The following is a 575-nucleotide window of genomic DNA, read 5'->3' on the forward strand; positions in this document are numbered from 1 at the left end:
GACTATCAGGTGCAGCGGGAACTCGGCTGGGTTACCGAGCAAAACGTTGTTTCCTACACGTACGACGATGCCTGGCGGTTGATCGAAGCTACCAACGCTGTAGGAGAAAGCGAGCGTTATCGGTACGACGATCAGCAGGTGATCCTGGAGCGGGAACTGGCCGGTGGGGCGAGGTTCTTCTGGGAGTGGGAACGGTCTGGCAAGGCAGCGCGATGTGTCCGCCACTGGGCCAGCTTTTCGCAGATGGACACGCGGTATGTGTGGGACGACAACGGCACGGTCACCGTGCACAACGCCGATGGCAGCCAGGAAGTCTACGTACACGACCAGCGCGCACGGCTGGTGCAGCGGATCGATCCGGACGGCGCGCAGCACTTCAAATCCTACGATGAAAAAGGCCGGCTGACGGTCGAGCAGGATCCGCTGGGGGCGGTGACGGCCTATCAGTACGACGAAGCCGGTCGGTTGATTGCGCTGTTTCCCGGTGACGATGCACCCACCGCCTACGGGCATGACAACGGTTTCGTACGGGTTGTGCGCCGTGGTGACGCGGTATGGAAATACCAGCGTAACGA

The 575-nt window shown here is 61.0% G+C and carries 1 pseudogene; it reads left to right on the top strand.

What is annotated here, in order from left to right:
* Positions 1-575 (top strand): annotated as a pseudogene (locus tag HX786_RS32420) (type IV secretion protein Rhs); the annotation flags it as partial.

It is taken from the genome of Pseudomonas sp. 21615526, assembly GCF_013386245.1.
Taxonomy (GTDB): Bacteria; Pseudomonadota; Gammaproteobacteria; order Pseudomonadales; family Pseudomonadaceae; genus Aquipseudomonas.